Source organism: Sporocytophaga sp. (genome assembly GCF_017745095.1).
Classification (GTDB): Bacteria; Bacteroidota; Bacteroidia; order Cytophagales; family Cytophagaceae; genus Sporocytophaga.
In genome coordinates this window covers 17,542-37,153 of record NZ_JAGHZZ010000005.1, presented here as the reverse complement: position 1 = coordinate 37,153, position 19,612 = coordinate 17,542, and the positions used below count along the sequence as shown (strand labels likewise).

The following is a 19,612-nucleotide window of genomic DNA, read 5'->3' as shown; positions in this document are numbered from 1 at the left end:
TGTCATTCCGAGGAACGAGGAATTTAAGTTCTTTAAACCTCAGATCCTTCGCAGGGCTCAGGATGACAAAGAAAGCTTTTAACTTTATATTTTCAACTTTATACTGCTAAGCCTTATGCTTTCCGCTTTAAGCTTACTTCAGAATCTGTACATATCCCGAATAAGGCTCATTGAAGATCACACTATGCAGATCTATCACATAGAAGTATGTTCCATCAGGAAGCACTTCACCATTGCGGTAGTTTGTTCCATCCCATTGTTTCAGGTTTCCTGTCCATTTCCAAACCAGAGTTCCCCAACGGTTATACACTTCGAAGGTAACATTAGGAAATCCGTTAATATTTTCAATTTCCCAGGTATCGTTATTACCGTCTTTGTTAGGTGTGAAAGCATTCGGAATTTTAACAGGTCTTTCTACAAATATTTCAACTTCATCTGTAGAAGAGCATGTGTTCGTAGCATCAGCAACAGTTAACACATAAATAGTATTATCAGTCGCAGTAAATGTAGGATTTGGTATATCAGTGAAGTTTAGTCCTGTTGCAGGAGACCATGAATAAAGGTCGCCCCCGCTACCGTTCAATGTGACAACTGTATTTTCAAGAACATAGATATCACTTCCTGCATTAGCAATTGGAGTAGGAATAACAACAACAGTTACTGTATCAGAGAATCTAGGACACACGCCGTTATCTTCATTTAAGTAGTACATACCAGGTTGTGACACAGTTAATGATGGTGTAGTGATATTTAATGGTAATCCGTCTTTATACCACATTAATGTTGTCCCTGTACCAACTGCTGAAGTAAAGGTTGTATCATCTCCTGAGCAGAAAATTGCATCAGACTCAACTATATTAGGCTGAGGTATTGAAAGGACTTGCATGCTAATGGTATTGGAAGTTGCAGGGTTTGATCCTGGCACAACACAACTTAGAACAGAAGTCATCACAACATTTATCTGGTCTCCATCATTAAATATACCACTGTAAGTACTTGAAGTTCCATCTGGCTGACCATTTTTATACCACTGATAGGAAGGAGTTGCTCCTCCACCATTTGAACTCGGAATAAATGTAGTAGGAGTGCCTACGCAAATTTTACCAGGATCAGCAAGCGTAATTGATGGCGTTATATTGGTCATTATCTGAACTGTTACTGCATTTGAAATAGCAGGGTTGGTAAGCGGAGTAATACACTGTTCAGAAGATGTTAGCTTAACAGCAACCACAGCCCCATTAGCAAGAGTACTACTTGAGAAACTAGTACCCGTGCCTTGTACCGTACCGTTTACAGTCCATTCGTAAGTCGGATTTAAACCTTCGTTTTCTTTGGTAGATACATTAAATGTCATCAGAGCTCCGGTACAGGTTTGTCCAGGATCATTTATTGTTACCTTAGGAGTTAAATTCGGATTTACAGTAACAACCACTTCATTGCTATTTACAGGTCCGCACCCTAAAACATCGTTAACTACTCTTTTATATCTAGTGGTAATATTCAACGCACCTGGATCATAAACCGGACTGTTAGTATTGCTTATTGTATTCCAACTCGTTCCATTTGTTGAATATTGCCAAGAATACTTGTATGCAACATCATCCTTTCCTCCCGTCGGAGCAACAAGTTCAGTAAAGGCTGCAGGATCGCCATCTGCACAAATGGTTTGATTACTTCCTATCTGTCCACCAGTTAAAGGAGCTCTTGTGACAATCTTAACAGGAGCTGTTTGTGCAGTATTACAAAGAGGAGGACCGTTAGGATCCTTTACATCTTTTATAATCCAGATTGTTCCGGCTGTTAGAGATGCCGGATATTTGTAAAATACATCGCTTGGCACTAACTGAGCCGGTGCATTTGACCATGGTCCGGAAGCACTTGTTGTGGATATTTTCCAGACCGAAGTGGCTGCAGCTGAAACATTAGATGGAAGCGTTTTGGTTTTTATAGTATCAGCATATGACCCACTACATATATCCTGATCAGAACCTATGCTACCAGCAAGAATTCCAGGCAAAATAGTAATTTTAACTGGAATAGATAATACTGCCTGACAGCCTGGAGAATTATCCAAACGTGCGAAGTAGATAGTTGAAGCCTGAGGAACCGGTGTAAAGCTGCTTCCTGTTGCAGCAGGTGTTACATCTGCAAATGACCCAGGTGTACCTGTCAAAGAATATTGCCATTGGTAAGTGTAAGTCGTCCCATCACCACCAGTTGGAGGAGTTTTTTGGGTTAATGCATTGATTGTATTTCCGCTGCATAATTGCTGATCATCACCTATCGTTCCTGGCTTAACAGTTGGATTTACTGTGTAGGTCACAACGTTACTCTCTGCTGATGTTAAACATTGATTGGACTTTACAATTCGTTTTATTGAGTACGTAACTGCAACTGAGCCATTATTAGCAGGGAATACTGGTACAGAGTAACCTAATGTTCCCGGAATAGCTGGAGTCACATCCCAATCGTAGGTATAATCTGCTAATCCATTTGCACCAAAAGGTAATGTTTGATTGGTAATATCGGCAGGATCCTCACCGCTACAAACTGTCCCACCTCCGACTATTGTTCCTCCTTTCAGGTCAGGTAGCACAGTAACTTTTACTACATTTGAAGTTCTTGATGCTGCACCGCAGCTTCCTGTTACCACAAGTCTGTATTGCATGGTGTCAGTCAAAGTTCCCGGTGCATATCCTGCAGTAGTCCCAATTGGTCCTGTCCATGTGCTGCCGGAAGCATCCGCAAGAGACTCCCATCTGTAAGAATAGGAATCTCCAGATTTTAATCCTCCTGTCAGAGGAGTAGAAATTGTAATGTTTGCAGCAGGAGTATTATAGCAGATCGTCTGGTCCGACTTAATCTTAACTTCAGCTATATCTGGCACCATTGCTATTTTTATTGTATCAGAATAAGCTGTACAAATCGCACCACCAGCCGTAGAGGTAACCTTTCTTGTATAATAAATAGAGTCGCTAAGAACAGGAGGTACATACAGCGCATTAGTTGGCCCTGTCCCAACTGTTACAACATCAAACACACCTTCAGGATCTTGAGAAGATAACCATTGATAACCATAAGTTAACGATCCTCCGGTTGCAGGTGTCTGAGTCAATGGAGCAGGAGCAGTACCTTTACAAATGACCTGGCTGGCACTGATAGTACCAGGCTTTAACTCAGGCAATACAGTAATTGTTACCACATTACTTATAACTGTAGGACAAACGCCTGAGCTATCTCTTCTATGATAAGAATATACTTTATTTGTAGTTCCTGTATTATAAAATGCTGTATCTGCAGCACCTGGGAAAGTATAATCTTTAGTATTGGCCCCAACAATATTTTTAAAATTAGTTGCACCGCTTAGATTTGCAGGAGTTACTCTCCACTGAAATTTAGTGCCAGGAGTTAATGTATTAATATTTTGCAAATCGTCTGGTTTACTTCCACTGCAAATAATCTGATTAGTTCCAATCCCCCCTACTGGCAGAGGTACGTCTACAGTAAGTTTTAATGAATCCTGCAAATAGCAAGAACTAATACTTGTAATACCGTCACTATCCTCTACTTTAAAGAAATATATCCCTTCATCCGCAGCAGTAACATTGCTCAATGTTAATGTAACCGGAGATGTCGTTACAACAGTAGGAGCCGTGATGACCGTAACAACTGTTCCCACTTTTTTATACCATGAATATCTGTGCTTATTTTGAACAGGCTTAGTTGCATCCAGCATATATTCTCCAGTGATAATCAGGTTGCTACCTGCGCATATTGTGGTATCGTTATCAAACCCCTTGTTGACTATTACAGTTTTAGGCTGAGAACAAGGACAGTTTTCTGTAAGCTTTACTTTTAGTCTGTCACAATATCTTTGCTCAGAGTGGAATTTGATGTTGGCAAATAATCCCCATTCAGGAGCGTTTGCAGGATTACCATAATTGTCAACATTAATCATATTCAGAAACTCCCCGCCAGGAACATCGTCTAATACTGGCCAATTAGGATTGCATTTGAAATAGATACCAGTTCCTGTAGTTGTTGCGCTAAAACCAAGCCAGTAATCTGTTCCTGTTGCAGATCCAGGCAGCGTTATTCCCACAGGAAGCTTAAGCTGACCTATTCCAGGCTGATCAACCCCAGGACGGGTTACTACAGTACCACAAGCAATTACATTTGACCTATCCGCAATTGGTTTTCCATTAGTTAATTTAGTTCCGTAAACACAAACCTGCCATGTATAATTCTTGGTAGATCCCTGGTATTCCGAATTCTGATATACAGTAACAGTATCGATTGTAACAGATTCAGAATAAACTCTGATCATGGTGTTAGAATTTGAAGGCGGGTTCATAGAGTTTTGATTTCCAGACCCACAAGTTGCAGGCTTAATTTCACCCGTATTTCCGCTTGCATAACCTTTTTGCTCCACATAGGCAAAATAATCTGTACCAACTTTCTCTGTAATAGCAGATTTGGCAACACCAACGCTATCCTGACGGTAACTTGTTCCTAATTTTGTTCCTCCAGTAGCAGCTGTATACCAATCATATAAACCATTGCCGGTTGCAGTTTTGAGATACACTGTGCTTCCACAAAATGTCAAACCATTAGGCACAGTAAAATCTTGTGGATATGTAGATATCGTAATTTCATCAATAGCAGGCACATATTTGCTACAGGGTACATCAGTTCCTACATATTCAACTTTAACCTGATAGGTACCTTCTGATATAGCTTTATAAGTCACCGCGGATCCATCTCCGGTGGCTACCTGTACGCCATTTTTGTACCACGTAATTTTATAACTCGATTCAAGTGAAGCACTGATGACAAATCCTGAGTTTAAAGTAGTTCCTGACCATTTTGAAAGGCATACTGAAAAGTCTCTTGGAGAAATAGTAGCTTTCGGTTTTGGTGCTGGGAATGCACAAGGAGGTAAGGTAAATTGTGTGGCATAACTAGCACAGGTAGTACTTCCGATACCTAATTGTCCCATTGCATTATTACCCCATGTATAGATAAGATTATTGGATGTTGTATAAAACCCCCATGTATCACCATCTGAAATACTTACCACATTATTATCAACGGTCGTAGCATTTCTTCTGATAAAAACAGGAAATGCAGACTGAGCAGTAGTACCATTTCCTAAATGCCCTCCTGAACCTGAGGTTCCACAAGCTCCATTATTACCCCAAGCGACAGGTTTTCCGTCTATGGTAACAGCCATACCATATCCTTGTCCTCCGGAAATAGCTTTTGCTTTAAGAAAAGTTTCACCTAGTCCAGCCCCAGCAGTGGTTCCCCATTCTCCGGCTACTACTCGTCTTGGATCAGAGAAGTTTCCTACTGTAGCTCCTTGTCCTGTCATAGAACCCCATCCATCATTTCCCCATGCCCAAACATAACCTGTAGCGTCCATAGCAAGACACATAACGTCTGCAGCTGATATAGAAACTACTCCATCAAGTGGAGTACCATCTTTTTTCAATACAGGGCGAGCATAGTTATCGTTTGCAACTTCTGCTCCATTATTTGCAGTTCCTGCTGCATTTCTTCCCAACATTCCTGTACCTCCGTAAGTACCAGTCCCAGCACCCCATGAATAGACAGTACCTAAACCATCTCCATCAGGATCAACAAGAGCATAGGCAGTTTCATCACCAGCTTCTATCTGAATAACATTGGTTAAAGGATTCCCATCTGGTGTTCTGATATAAACTGGCGTCGCGCTGTTTGTAAAATTTCCATTAGCTAATTGACCTTTGTCATTTCGTCCCCATCCAAGTGCGGTACCATTATTTAAGATTACGTAACTATTGTCATTACCACCTGAAACATATTTCACATCAACCAGATATTGTGAGAGTAAAGCATTGGGAGATGCAGGTGCTTCTCCTCTTTTTACACGGCCAGGAACTGTAGTAGCAGCAGCATTGCTTCCTGTACCTGTTATCCCCATTGCTCCTCCGTTATTCCCCCACGACCATGCACCACCATAACAATCCACTGCTATAAAGTGAGCTCCAGATCCGGCATCAACGGCTTTTACAGTTATGCCAGAATTGATAGAATTAAAATAGGGATCATTGGTAGGAAAAATAACCTTTACCGGGGAACTTTCAATTGCATTAGTTGTTCCGCCCCCCAAAATACCCAATACTTCACCTCCTGTCGGGCCCGCCTTGTTATTACCCCAGGTAAATACAAAGCCATTAGAGCAAATAATGGTTGACACTGTATTTCCTCCAGAAACCAATAAGTCCTGAGCCTTTAGTCCTGAAGAAAATAAAATTGACAAAACAATAAAAAACCTTACAAATTTGACCATACTATTAAATCTATATATTGTTTTCAATACACATTTCCGCATTTCCTTTTTTTGTGAAATCGCACAAATGAATTGTACAATTTTTTTATTTCAATTTATTTATTTCTAATAGTAATTTATTCAATTACTAACTTATTTCGTTGACATTCAACTCTAATATGAGATTGAGGATTTTACAGGCAGCAAAGAACAACTCTTAATGGGGTTACTCTGAATTTTACGCTCCTAAGGAAAGGCTTGTTCCTTAACAAGCATCCTTTTCCTTACATTATATCTAAATTAAGTCCTCTTTAATTTTTTTGTAGATACTCATATCCCCACGAAAAGTAACCAGTGAAGTAAAAAAAATTGCTACAAAATTCTTAACCAAAAACATAGTCCGTTATAAAACATTGATAATAAAAAGAATATATTCAATTTAAAAACAACGCATTGTAGCAACCAATCCTTATTCAACAGTACCAAAGAGATCAAGTCTGAAACACCTTGTCTCCATATTGAGAGAGTTGTCCCTCGATGCTCAAATATACTAATGGTTAGGATATTTTATTCTGCTGCAAAACCCTCATTGCTGTATTTTGTTCAGAATCAGCCGGAATACTTTCATTAAAAAAAATTATTGGTAAAATGAATTAAGAGAGGAAAAAAATTTTATTTTTTTTTGCTAAAAATTTTCCTTAGGTTTAATAGTATACCTTTTTTGAACTATCCTCCAAATCCCTTGCAAATATTGAGAAGTAGCCAGTTCACGTATAGTTCTCGTATACCTCACGTATAGTTTCCGTATAGTTCACGCATACATTAGCCGTACATTAGCCATATATTAGCCATGCATCAGCCATACATTAGCTATATCTGACATTACTTACAACCTTGAAAAATTCGTTTTTGTCCCTTGCTGAAATAACTATACATTTTGGGGTATTACTAGAATTGATATACTCCCCTTCATATCCTTTTGGAGGTATCTTATTAAAGATTAGAATAAAGTAAAAAACCGCTGAAGGATTTCGATTGGTACTCTAAAAAAAACAGGCTGCTCTTGTATGAGCAGCCTGTTTAATTTTATTCAACTTAACCTTTTAAAAAATGGACTATGTCAGAAATAACTGGTTGAAAGACAATGCAAAGGTATCTTAACAAGTATTCGCTATCAATACCGTAAAATGGTATTTTCATCATGTATATTAAATAAACCTCTACTTAACTGATTTTAAACAGTATAATTCTAATTGATTTTCTCTAAGAAATTTGAGTGCTATAGTGAAATGATTTTGATTTGGAGTAAACTTCCAATTTTTCAAAGTCGAACATATATATAGCTGGGTAGAAAAAAAATAAGCAAGAGTTTGAGCAAGAGCAAGAGTTTCTCTATATTAAAATTCTCTTGCTCTTGCTTCCTACTCTTGCTGTATCACGTAGCGAGGGGGGGAGTTGAACCCCCGACCTTTGGGTTATGAATCCAACGCTCTAACCACCTGAGCTACCTCGCCGTTTCAAAATCGGAGTGCAAATGTAACAAACTCATCTATCAAAAAGCAAGTTTTTACCAAAACTTTTTTATCTTGCTTCAGAATTGGGGCAATACCCCTTGAGAATCTTTTTATTATGGAAAATAAATTCAAATACACTGCGGAGTTTGAAATCAATGCCTCCTCAAAAATGATCTTTCCTTATCTAAGCACAGCCCTAGGTCTAAAAACCTGGTTTGCAGATAAGGTGATTGCTGAAGATGAAAAACTCTTTGATTTTTTCTGGGATGGCAGGTTACAGAAAGCACGGAAAGTAGCTCAAAAGAATAACCACTATGTAAAATTTGAATTTACACCTGAAGAAACAGAAACTCTGAAAAACAATTCATACTTGGAATTCTCTCTTCAGGAAAATGAAATCACTCAAACTTCTTTTCTTAAAGTCGTGGATTATTCAGATAATGACAGCAATGATCTCCAGAATATGTGGAAAGGACTTATTGAAAACCTAAAAGAAAAGGTAGGAGCCTAAAATAAAAAGCAGTAAAGAGAATCCTTAACCCTTCTCTTTACTGCTTCTGACAAACATATCAGTTTCCAGCTCCTTTTACTTTAATCTTTTCACTTTACGTGTTTAGCCTTTAGCTTTTTGCTTTAAGCTTCACCTGAGAAAGTAATAATTTATATTCATTTTGGTCCGGAGCATTTTTAAAAATCTTATCCTCTTCCACTCTATGAATATCTATAAAACCAAGACTTACTGCCTTTTTCAAACTTTTATGTGCAAGATTCCAGTTTCCTTTTGCAGCATAAACCTTAGTATGCAGATAGGCATGTTCAGAGTTTTTAGGTTCTATAAGTTCATAGATTTGTAAGAACTTCAACGCTTTTTCATAATCAGTCTGCTGAATGGCAGAGTTGGAAAAGCTGAAAGCTGCAAGTCCTAAGAATCCTTTCAATCTCTTATACATACTTCTCTCTTCACGCGGAAGTGTATTATTCTGGGCCATACTCACAAGACTGGAATAATTGCTTTTCCACCATTGGATATCTTCTTTTTCGAAAGCAGTCCAGAACTTTCTTGTTAACTCTATCTCTTTCTCTTCTACGATAGTAATCTTTGCAAGTGTGGCTTTTACAGGTTCAGATTGAAACAAGGCATTTCCCTCTGATTTAAAAGCATCAACAGAAGTCAGATCTTTTAAAATGCTTATCCATTTTTTACAGGCCAATAGAGCTTCATAATTTTCATTTTGCTTCTTTTTCAGGTTTATTTCAGACATTCCTACATTTGACAATGAGTCAATAAGGGATTGATTTTTAGGAATTGCATTTTTTCTCATAGCATTCATTTTTAGCCATAGAAAAGCTATTTGCATATCCTGAGCTTCTGGCCATTGGTGTCCACCTTTTACCTCATAAATGAAATGTGACATTCCGGAATTATTCATAGACATATCCAATTGTCTCATTTCTCCAAGGTTAAAATCCTCCTCCCCTACTATTCCATAGTAATCAAAAGGATAACCTATATTGTTCGACTTTCCGGGAAATCCTCCTCCACATCCAATCACACCTTTTATTTCTTCACCTGAAATTGCCATTCCACTGGCAACCCTTGATCCACCTGAAAACCCTGAAGTGTAAATTCTATTTTTATCAATAGACAATTTAGATTTACAATCTTCCATCATTACCATTATTTTTGGTTGAATCTTATCCCAGGCAAGGCCATTCTCCGAATTATAAGATCCTGCCAAAATCATTTCAAACCGATCCGCAAGCTGTTTGTACTTTTCCACAGGTAAGTTTCCATCCCCCTGAGGATCGAACAGATATACAATAGGATATACATTTGATTCTGAATAACTCTTGGGAACATAAAGACTATATCTGACCAATGAATCCCTGGATGCTTTAACTTTTTGAATCTTTCCAGGTGTTAATTGTATCTCAAGCCTCTTTTTGGTGACAGTATCCGAACTAGTTTCACTTACTATTAAGTCCTTCCCCTCTTTATCAGCTTTCTTTTCTTCACAACCAAATGTAAGTAGCAACGCAAATACTATTATCCAATAAAAATTTTTTAAAGTCATGTTTTAAAAGAAGTCCAGGTTTGATTAATTAAACACAAACATAAATAGAAAAAATTCAGTTGCCTTATAGCTAAGGAGTTTTTCATAAATGGAAGTAAATCTGATTATTCATAATTCATGAAAAGCTACCAAAAACTCTGCGAATCAAAATCTTATGGAAAATCTTTTTCAATCTGAAGAACCAAAACATTTTTATGTATGGATAAATCCCAAGGATGTCTATGCTTATTATAATGCATTAATGATGGGATCTTTTGTTTCTGTAAGTAATCGTGAGGATAATTTGATGTTTTTACCCAACCAGAACTTCTCTGGATATATTAGTCCCTTTCAGAGCAATCTCTTACGAGGCTATCAAACAGAACATAACCTGGAGCTGGTGAGAAAAAATAAATTTAAAGAATATCCTTCTCGCCTCGTTGCAACTTTTTTATTTGAAAATGAAGAAGATGCAATGCTTTATAAAGAATCTCACGATTTTCACGTAAGCCAAAGAGAATTAAAAAAAGGAGTTACTGTAGGGACTTATACTTATTCCAAACACGATCTTTCCTGGATTGATTTTCTAAAATCTCCTCTATTGGTTGATAACCACATAAAAAATGGAATGCACTGTGCATATTGGGAAGGTAAATCTGTAGCTAATTTTAAACTTGAATTAATGGAAAAACCACTTTCAGCTGTGGCTCAGTCAATTTACGAAATCTTATTTCTGGGAAGAATAGATTTTTTAAAGTAGAAAGTTAAAAGCTGAATGCGAAAAGCTTAAAGTATTAGTTTGAAAGTACTTAAACAGTTTACCACTTAAGTTGAAGGGAAGTCATACTCCTTCATTTGAAGGATTTAGAATGAGTATTTCTTAAAATAAAAAATCAGAGCAAATATGAAATTTGCTCTGATTTTAAAATTATTTTTTAATCAGGAATTAAGCTTTTTTGCTTGCTTTAATAAGATCAATAAACTCAGCAGAAGGCTTAAATTTTGGAGCATAGTGCTCATCAATAACCACTGCAGTGTTTTTAGATATATTTCTACCGATTTTTTTAGCTTTTTTCTTAATGATAAAGTTACCAAATCCTCTGAAGGAGATTTCGTTACCTTTTGCCATTGAATCTTTGATAACAGTGAATAAAGTTTCTACAACCTGAGTAACTTCTGCTTTATCCTGTCCTGTTTTGTCAGCAATTCCTGAAATGATTTCTGCTTTAGTCATATTAATATTGAATTTTTTCTGCTTGAATTATTACGTAAAACAATAAAATATAGTGCAAATAACGAAACAGAAGTAAGTTTTTTGCCATATTTACTGAATATGACGCCCAAAACTCTGAATCTCCTAAACACTTTTTTTTATCAGTTTATTATAAAACGTCATTTTACATAAACTGTTACATATCAATTTAATAAATATAAAAATAAATGTTCAAACAAATATATTTTTATGTATAAAAAAATAAAATTACTTACAAATTATTGATAACCAGTAAATTTACTTTCTTGAAGGTATTATTTTAATTTTCCCCTTATTTTTTTCATTTAATGGATTTAATTTTGGCGCGCGAATGTTAATCGATGGATTAAATTTTGGTACTTGTGCAAACTCCATATTCAGCCTCATTAAATTCTGAATTAATAAAAAAACTATAATAAACTGAATCTTTTTCAGTCATATTTCATTTATTTAACCAAGCCTAAAAGGCTTTGTAAACTTTATGTGGTCTAAACTTTCATCTCTTATTATTAAAAGTAGGGTTTGGCTTCTCCTTATTACAGTGCTGTTCACTGCATTTATGGGATACCAGGCAAAAAAGATTGAAATCACCTACGATTTTATTAAAGTAGTTCCTGACGAAGATCCGGATCTTATTTATTTCAAGGAATTTCAAAAGACATTTGGGGAAGATGGAAACATTTTGGCTATCGGATTAAAAAACGATAACCTCTATGAATATAAAACATTTGCCAAATACCAGCAACTTGCCAAAGATCTTGCTAAAGTAGAAGGAGTTACGGGAGTCATTGCTTTGCCAGAGCTAATGAATTTTCAGAAAGATACAGTAAATAAAAAATTTGCCATTTCTCCTGTCTTCACTAAAGAAGTGAATAGCCAAGCAGAGCTTGACTCTTTGCTGAAAACTGCTGAAGGTGTCAAAGTTTATGAAAATCTGATTTTTAATAAGAAAACAGGTGCTACCCTTCTGGCAGTTACCATTGACAAAGATTTTCTGAATTCTGCCAAAAGAACAGTCGTTGCTAACAATATCCTTAACCTGACAGAAAAGTTTTCTCAGGAATCAAGTATAAAAATGCATTATGCCGGTTTGCCTTATGTAAGGGCAATTATGGTAAGTAAGGTTAAAGATGAATTAAACCTGTTCCTGGGACTTGCTGTACTCGTGACTTGTATTTTCCTCTTTATTTTCTTCCGTTCTTTCTTTGCAGTATTCTTTACATTCCTTGTAATTATGATTACTGTGCTCTGGACACTCGGATTCATTGTTGTCCTGGGATATAAAATAACCCTGCTCACGGGAATGTTGCCGGCCCTGATAATTATTATCAGTATTCCTAACTGTATTTATATGTTTAATAAATACCATCAGGAGTTCCGTAAACATGGTAATAAAATTAAAGCAATCAGCAGGATCATTGAAAAAGTTGGCTTCCTGACTTTTATGACCAACATAAATACAGCTGTAGGTTTCTTCGTACTTCTATTCACTGATATTTCAATCATCAGAGAATTCGGTATGGTTGCGGGGATTGTCAGCGTGGCTACATTTATCATAACATTGATTGTAATACCATCTTTATTGCTTTTCCTTCCGGAACCAAGCAAAAAGCAACTTAAACATCTTGACTTCAAATTATTCAGACAGATCAATACTTTCCTTGAAGGATTGGTAATGAACAAAAGAAAATGGATCTATATTGGAACAGTCATTGTACTTGCCGTTTCTGTCTGGGGGATATATAAAATAAAGGCTGTTTCATACATGGTTGATGACCTGCCTGAAAATAGCCATGTAAAATCTGACCTTGGATTTTTTGAGCAAAACTTCAAAGGTGTGATGCCTTTGGAAATTGTAGTAGATCTAGGTAAGAAAAATGGAATTAAGAGTATCTCAAACCTTAAGAAACTGGAAGAGTTGGAAACGTACCTGAAAGAACAGGAATATGTATCTCCTCCCCTTTCAATCCTTAACGTAGTAAAAGGAGCGGTTCAAGCTTTCTATAACGGAGATCCTGAGCAATACAGATTACCGACAAACAGGGAGGCTCCTTTTATCACTAAATACCTTGGAAAAAAATCTCAGGAAAATACATTAAAATCATTTGTTGACTCTACAGGACAATATGTACGTTTTACCTGTAAAGTGGCAGATATCGGTACTACCAATATGAATATTCTGATTAAAGATAATATTCAGAAGAAAGCTGATGAAATATTCGCAGATAAACACTTTAAGACACATATCACAGGTACAACACTTCTTTTCCTTAAGGGAAACGAATACCTTATCAATGACTTGAAGGATAGTTTGATTCTTGCCTTTATTCTGATTTCTCTGATGATGGCATTTATCTTTACCGATATCAGAATGATCATTATTTCATTGATCCCTAATATCGTTCCGATGGTCATTACTGCAGGTATTATGGGAATCTTCCATATAGCCCTGAAACCTAGTACTGCATTGATATTCAGTATCGCCTTCGGTATATCAATTGACAGTACCATCCACTATCTGAGCAAGTTTAAGCAGGAGTTGAAAAACCTGAATGGAAATGTATTTGCTGCTGTAATTAAAAGTCTTGAAGAAACAGGTGTAAGTATGATCTATACTTCCATGGTACTTTTCGGAGGATTTGTAATTTTCTCATTCTCTCAGTTTGGCGGAACTATTGCTCTTGGGGTTCTTACTTCATTAACCTTATTCTTTGCAATGATCACCAACCTTATTCTACTTCCGGCCTTGCTTATAACATTTGTGAGTTCGAATCAGAAGAAAGAAATGAAAGGCTTTAAGATCATAAAAAACTTAAGAGCTAAGCGCCTTCAGAAGAAGGCTGAAAATGATGAAGAAACCAAACAAGCAGTTTAAAAATTAAGTTATACAAGAGCCGGAAATTCCGGCTCTTTGTTATTATACAGAGAACCTCCTTTTTCTTCCATGCACAAACATTCACACGGCCATCACCATCATCATCACGGTCATGATCACCACCACCACGATTCTGAAGGTGGCTTAAGAATGGCTTTTTTCATCAATCTGCTTTTTACATTTATCGAACTTGCAGGTGGCATTTATACCAATAGTATTGCTATTATATCAGACGCTGTACATGACTTCGGAGATTCATTCTCTCTAGGTCTTTCATGGTATTTTGAAAACCTTTCTAAGAAAAAAAGAACACCATCATTTTCTTTTGGATATAAGAGATTTTCACTACTAGCAGCCTTAATAAATGCAACCATTCTTCTGGTTAGTTCAGCATTTATTATTTATAAAGCTGCGGAACGCATTTTTAATCCTGAAGAAGTAAATGCTGAAGGCATGCTTATCCTTGCTATTCTTGGAGTTGTCTTCAACGGTATTGCCTTCTTAAAACTCAGCAAAGGTGATAGCATGAACGAGCGCGTAATGAGGCTCCACTTCATCGAAGACATAATGGGATGGATAGCTGTCCTGATTGGAAGTATAGTTTTGCAATTCTGGAAGATTCCTGTTCTGGATCCCATTTTATCAATCGGAATTTCAGGATATATTTTATTCAATGCCTTCAGAAATCTGAAAGGAACTCTCAGAATATTGCTTCAGGCAGTTCCTGATGATAAGAAGGTGGAAGAAATAAATGAAATTCTGCTAAGCTTTAATGAAATTAAAAATGTTCATGATCTCCACGTATGGGGACTGAATGAAACTTATGTTATTCTTACAGTTCATCTTATCGTAGCTCCTGAGAAAACGATATCCGAACTCGCCCAAATAAAAGAATCAATCAAGTTAAGGCTGGCAAACTATGGAATTGAACATGCCACCATTGAATTTGAAACAGCTGATGAAAAATGTAATCTTGAAAATTGTTGATTTTATTACCTAAAATAAGATACACTTTCCTTCTTCTGCTTTTTCTCCCTTAATCTCTGAATAACGAGCCAGGCTTTCTTTTCCAAAGTGAGTTAAAAGCATGCGTTTAGCTTTAAGATTCTGCTGCTCTGATACTATTTTCTTATAATTTAGGTGAGTTAAAGTTTCTCTCTCATAAAAATTACATTCACAGATAAATAGGTCAGCATTGTCTGCAATCTGATATAGAACATCTGTCCATCCTGTATCTCCGGAATATCCAAGTGTTTTAGAATCCTTTTCAATTCTGAACCCATGAGGATTCACCAAAGGATTATGGCTTACCTTAAAAAATTTCATTTTAAAGCCTTCTATTTCGATATCTTCACCTTGTGAATATTGAACAAAACGAATATCAAGGTTCTGATACATTGCCATTGCATCCGGATATAGGAGTGCAGAAACTTCTTTAATCCTTCTTTCGCCGTCAGGAGGTGTAATAATTGTTAATGGCTTTTTTCTTTTATCTGCTTTATCCGCTTCCAGAATTAGAAAAGGTATTCCTGCTATATGATCACCGTGGAGATGTGAAATCACAATAATATCTACAGCCATTGGATCAAGGCTGCACTTTCTTATAGCAGCAAGGGAAGTGGGGCCACAATCTAGCAATATTTTTTTATCACCCCACTCCAGATAGTAACACGAATTAAATCTTCCATCACTGCAGAAGGCGTCACCACTGCCGATGACTGTTAAACTTATAGCGGTCATTTTTAATATTACCTTGAAAAATTAAAGTATAAAATACCAGCCCAGACTTAGAGTTATATTATCCGCATTTGCTTTGTATTTCAGCTTTTGCATTGGTTTATTAGGATTCTGAGCGGCTTTTTCATCTATTTCATCAACAAATACTACTTCTTTCTCTGAGGTTGTAAGTGGTCGATTCCTATACATATTCTGATAAGTATCACTGATCATTTTACCCTTTTTGACGCCAAAACTTAGAGAATTATATGATGCTTCTATAACAAAAAAAACTTTATCATTTGGAGTCTTAAATTTTATACCTCCCGCTGTACTAAATCCTAAACCAAATCCACCAGTATATTCCCATTCTGCATTTTCTGTTCCTTTAGCTCCATTTAAAAATCTAACTTTAGCTTCATACAAAGTTTTGGTTTTTCCAAATAAAAATGATGGTCCCAGTTTTACATATGGTACCACTGTTTTTGAATTACCAGGAGCAATTACAAGATTGGGATTAATGATTCCATAATTGGCTCTAAACTCATAATTTTCCTCAACCCTCTGAGCAGAAGCTGTATCATTAATCCAAATATGTTGCTTCTTATTGCTTCCGCCAAAATGATATCCTAGATTTAATTCTGTCCCTATGTTTTGGGTAATCATAATTCCAGTCACGAATGATAAATTAAATCCCTTCCCAAAAGAATGAGCTTTCGCTGACACGACACTTTTTGAAGATGTTTGCTGAGTCTGAAAGTTTTGGCCTGTTCCTATTCCGAATCCATATCCAGCTAAGACACTTACGTAAACACTCTTTTTTTCTTTAACTCTGATACTTTTATTATTTGCACTTTCCTGCCCAAATACACTCAGATGAAAAAATAAAATTCCTACTAATAAATAAACTCTCATAATATAATTTTAAAATGTATACTCTTCCTGATTTCCCGTTTAACCTTTCTTGTAATACTTCATAGCTTCAGGAAGCTCTTTTTGTATTTTCTGAATCCTTTGTTCATCTGATGGATGCGTTGACAGAATTTGTGGAGGCTTAGCGCCGCCCTGGGCTTTCATTCTCTGCCAGAATTCTACAGCTTTAGATGGATCATAACCAGCCATTGCCATGAATATCAATCCCAAATGATCTGCTTCTGATTCATGCAAACGACTGTATGGCAGTAATACTCCTACCTGACTACCAGTATTGTAGACTGTATTAAAAAGCGCTTTTGTTTCAGCAGGCTTGCTCGCCAATGCAATATTCATTGCTGTTCCTCCCATCTGAGTGATCAATTCCTGACTCATTCTTTCTGAACCATGCTCTGCGATAGCATGTGCAATTTCATGCCCTAGAACTACAGCCAAGCCGGTTTCATCCTGCACAACAGGAAGTATCCCTGTATAAACCACAACCTTTCCCCCAGGCATACACCAAGCATTAACAGTAGGATCTTCAACCAGGTTAAACTCCCATTGAAACCCTTTAAGCCTTGAAGTCAGATTGTTCTGAGCCATGTATTGCTCTACCCCTCTCTTAATATTTTCACCAACCCTCTTTACCATGGCAGCCTTTTCAGCGTTGGAAGACAATTGATGACCTCCTAAAAATTCTTTATAATTGGTATAGCTCATGGACTGCATTTCTGAAGCAGGTATAAAATCCAGTTGTCTTCTACCTGTTACCGGTACTTTTTGACACTGCAGCAAAGAAAGGCTTAATAGGGAGCTTAATAATATTTTCGTTTTCATAAAAAATAGTTTAATAACTCGGTCTTTATAATAATGTGTAAACAAATTTACCAATAGTAGACAAGGATTTAAACTCACTTTTTCAATAAATTTTACATGCTCGCAACAAATGTTCTATTGCATTTTTTCAAGATCGTTTTTAACTTTCACTAATTCTTATACATTTGCATCAGAATTAATCTTTAACCAAATCGATTAAGCATGAGGACAAAAATTTTATTATTCCTACTGGCTTTATTGCCAGCTGTGACTTTTGCCCAATCTTTTCCGACAGATCCTGAGACAAAAAAATTCACTTTCCAGGAAACCGTGAACATAGACACTCTGACAAAAGAACTGATCTATGAAAGATCTAAAGAATGGATGGGAAAATTTTACAACAGTACAAGTCTGGATTTTGACAACAAGGAAACAGGAAAAATCAGTAAAGAAGGTACTTTCAATGTTTTAATCACGTATGATTTTAAATATAAAACCGATTACGTGTTAACTTATAACATCAGTATCTATCAGAAACCTGGTAAGTATAAATATACTATCACAGATTTCATGATCTATGACAGCAAAAACGGAGCTAAAACGGCCCAGACTCTGGAAGCTTTTTATGCAAAAATGAGGTCTCAGAGCAAAGGTGATTTCGTAAACAAAGTAAACGCTGAGGTTAACAAAACTATAGAAAATTTAAAGTCCTACATGATCACAGGACAAAAGAAAAACGAAGAGGACTGGTAGAAATCAGTCCTCTTTTTTTTGTACTTTCTCCTTCAGCAAATTTACTTTTTCAATATAAGCCTTGGGATTTGTTTTTCTCTCCAGCCCTGAAGCTACCATAGTTCTTACAGTGCCATATATCGGTCGCTCCCCCCAAGGCCTGTCATGTAATCCAAATATCCACCCGATATTTGCATAAGAAGCCGGATCTCGTCCATCCAGGAAATATTTATTATTAAGGTAAATTAAATTTTTATACGCTTTCTCTGGAGTATCTGACCATTCCAATATCTTTTTCCCCCAATACATTCTCATATAATTATGCATGAAGCCTGTAATCTTCATTTCATCCATAGAAGCATTCCAATAAGGATCATGAGTTTTTGACGCTTCTAATTGTTTTAAAGTATACCGGTGAGGACGTTCATCTGCCTTGTGTTTCTCCAAAGTATTCTTAGCCCAATCCGGAAGAAAACTGTAGCGATCATAATCGGAAGTGTAATAAACAAAATTGATGGATAGCTCTCGTCTTACAAGTAACTCTTCAATATACGAGTCTGCATTTTCCTTTCCTGATTTATGTTTTTTGATTGCTAACAATATCTCAACAGGACTGATCTGCCCAAAATGCAGATACATGCTCATATGCGAAATATCATCTGTATAAGGTTGATTTCTGTTTTCTACATATAAAGCAAGTTTCTTGGCAATAAAATGAGCCAGTCTCTTTTTTGCTTCTGTTGGCCCTCCTTTAAAAAACTGATCAACTTTGCCAACACTAGCATCAAGCTTCAATGAGGCCATCAAAGCATCAATACTATTCAATGATAAAGTATTTTTGAAATTTAAATTTAGAGAAGAATGTTTTAATTTCACTTCTTCCAAAGGCACTATAAAAATATCAGCATGGAGCCATATTTTTCTACGAATAGTCCTGGCGGCATATTCAGCTTTTGTGCTTGCTATTTCAACCGGAACAACAGTATCAGATTCAACCTGAACTACCCTGCAAGAAACTGTTTCTGATAGTTGTTTCCTCCATAACCTCTGATGCCTCAGATACCCCATATCACAGAAAACTATAGCAGCATCATCAGCAAACTCTTTTGCTATTTCAGGTGGAGTACCTTTTTTCAGAATAAAGTTTATATTTCTTTTCGATAATAGATTTGCTGTATCTCTAAGTCCTTCAAGCATGAAACGATAATGACGAAGGTTAGCTTCAGGATAATCGTCCATTAAACCGAAAACCACTAATAACGGGAGCTCTAATTCATTCGCCTTCAAGGCCGCATATTCAAGGGCATGATTATAATCAACCCTTTGAGATTGTTGCATCCAGTAAAGCACATACTTCCCCTTTTCCGATATAGGTTTATCATTCAAAAGTTTTACTCTTTCCTTTTCTACTTTTATCTTTTTCAC

At 36.5% G+C, this 19,612-nt stretch carries 12 protein-coding genes and 1 tRNA gene; 5 read left to right on the top strand and 8 right to left on the bottom strand.

The window, feature by feature from the left end; all coding sequences use genetic code 11:
* Nucleotides 1-133: 133 nt before the first annotated feature.
* The gene (locus tag J7604_RS09065) at nt 134-6,304 is read right to left on the bottom strand and encodes a gliding motility-associated C-terminal domain-containing protein (RefSeq protein ID WP_293894416.1); all 6,171 of its coding nucleotides are present in this window, start codon (nt 6,302-6,304) and stop codon (nt 134-136) included.
* Nucleotides 6,305-7,753: 1,449 nt separating this feature from the next.
* Nucleotides 7,754-7,827, bottom strand: a tRNA-Met gene (locus J7604_RS09060).
* 115 nt (nt 7,828-7,942) lie between these two features.
* Here J7604_RS09060 and J7604_RS09055 point away from each other — a divergent pair.
* A complete protein-coding gene (locus tag J7604_RS09055; RefSeq protein WP_293894413.1) occupies nt 7,943-8,338 on the top strand; it encodes an START-like domain-containing protein in 396 nt (131 codons plus the stop codon).
* 109 nt (nt 8,339-8,447) lie between these two features.
* Here J7604_RS09055 and J7604_RS09050 read toward each other — a convergent pair whose 3' ends face one another.
* Complete coding sequence (locus J7604_RS09050; protein WP_293894410.1) at nt 8,448-9,902, bottom strand: hypothetical protein; 1,455 nt, start codon at nt 9,900-9,902, stop codon at nt 8,448-8,450.
* 154 nt (nt 9,903-10,056) lie between these two features.
* On the opposite strand from J7604_RS09050, the gene J7604_RS09045 reads away from it, so the two are divergent.
* The gene (locus J7604_RS09045; protein ID WP_293894407.1) at nt 10,057-10,641 is read left to right on the top strand and encodes a hypothetical protein; all 585 of its coding nucleotides are present in this window, start codon (nt 10,057-10,059) and stop codon (nt 10,639-10,641) included.
* A 186-nt stretch (nt 10,642-10,827) separates the two neighbouring features.
* Here J7604_RS09045 and J7604_RS09040 read toward each other — a convergent pair whose 3' ends face one another.
* Entirely contained in the window at nt 10,828-11,115 is a 288-nt protein-coding gene (locus J7604_RS09040) for an HU family DNA-binding protein (protein WP_028978625.1), read from the bottom strand.
* A gap of 499 nt (nt 11,116-11,614) precedes the next feature.
* Between J7604_RS09040 and J7604_RS09035 the strand changes: the two genes are divergently transcribed.
* Complete coding sequence (locus J7604_RS09035; RefSeq protein WP_293894401.1) at nt 11,615-14,008, top strand: MMPL family transporter; 2,394 nt, start codon at nt 11,615-11,617, stop codon at nt 14,006-14,008.
* A gap of 69 nt (nt 14,009-14,077) precedes the next feature.
* A complete protein-coding gene (locus tag J7604_RS09030) occupies nt 14,078-14,995 on the top strand; it encodes a cation diffusion facilitator family transporter (RefSeq protein WP_293894398.1) in 918 nt (305 codons plus the stop codon).
* A 9-nt stretch (nt 14,996-15,004) separates the two neighbouring features.
* Here the strand turns inward: J7604_RS09030 and J7604_RS09025 are convergent, their stop codons facing one another.
* Genes J7604_RS09025 through J7604_RS09015 form a run of 3 tightly spaced genes read right to left on the bottom strand, consistent with a single transcriptional unit; the run spans nt 15,005 to nt 17,476 of the window.
* Nucleotides 15,005-15,748 (bottom strand): MBL fold metallo-hydrolase, encoded by a 744-nt coding sequence (locus J7604_RS09025; RefSeq protein WP_293894395.1) that lies wholly within the window; start codon nt 15,746-15,748, stop codon nt 15,005-15,007.
* Between the two features lie 21 nt (nt 15,749-15,769).
* Nucleotides 15,770-16,639, bottom strand: coding sequence for a hypothetical protein (locus tag J7604_RS09020; RefSeq protein WP_293894393.1), 870 nt, complete (start codon nt 16,637-16,639; stop codon nt 15,770-15,772).
* 39 nt (nt 16,640-16,678) lie between these two features.
* The gene (locus J7604_RS09015; RefSeq protein WP_028978629.1) at nt 16,679-17,476 is read right to left on the bottom strand and encodes a M48 family metallopeptidase; all 798 of its coding nucleotides are present in this window, start codon (nt 17,474-17,476) and stop codon (nt 16,679-16,681) included.
* 201 nt (nt 17,477-17,677) lie between these two features.
* Here J7604_RS09015 and J7604_RS09010 point away from each other — a divergent pair, with 201 nt between their 5' ends.
* Entirely contained in the window at nt 17,678-18,208 is a 531-nt protein-coding gene (locus J7604_RS09010; protein WP_293894387.1) for a DUF4468 domain-containing protein, read from the top strand.
* Nucleotides 18,209-18,211: 3 nt separating this feature from the next.
* Here the strand turns inward: J7604_RS09010 and J7604_RS09005 are convergent, their stop codons facing one another.
* A complete protein-coding gene (locus tag J7604_RS09005) occupies nt 18,212-19,612 on the bottom strand; it encodes a deoxyribodipyrimidine photo-lyase (protein ID WP_293894384.1) in 1,401 nt (466 codons plus the stop codon).